This is a genomic window from Aeromonas sp. LsrichE-8G, assembly GCF_022869435.1.
Classification (GTDB): Bacteria; Pseudomonadota; Gammaproteobacteria; order Enterobacterales; family Aeromonadaceae; genus Aeromonas; species Aeromonas caviae.
The window spans coordinates 1-375 of record NZ_JALIHH010000237.1 but is presented as its reverse complement, the minus strand read 5'-3'; the positions used below and the strand labels follow the sequence as shown (position 1 = coordinate 375).

Sequence of the window (375 nt, the reverse complement as noted above, 5' to 3'; positions counted from 1 at the left end):
CGGTCGGCCTGGCCGCTCACCTTGAGGGTGTCCCCGGCCTTGGCATCGCCCGGCAGGCTCACTTCCACGTCCACCTTGCCGCTGATCTCGGTGTGGCTGATGGTGCCGTCGTTGTTCACGTCTTCGGTGATGACCACGGTCGGCGCGCCGGTCGCGGTGGTGTCGCCCATGGTGGCGCTGTCGCTGCCCGGCAGCGAGACGTTGCCCGCCGCGTCCACGATGGTGGCGGTCACGGTCAGCGTCACGCCGTCCGCCGGACGGTCAAACTCGTAACCCACCTTGCCCGCCGTGATGTCGGCATCGGTCAACAGGCGGTCGGCCTGGCCGCTCACCTTGAGGGTGTCCCCGGCCTTGGCATCGCCCGGCAGGCTCACT

1 protein-coding gene is annotated in these 375 nt (G+C 69.6%); it reads right to left on the bottom strand.

Going from position 1 to position 375, the window contains the following annotated elements:
* Positions 1-375: hypothetical protein (locus MUW49_RS19980; protein WP_244813114.1), on the bottom strand; the 375-nt coding region annotated here is incomplete at both ends.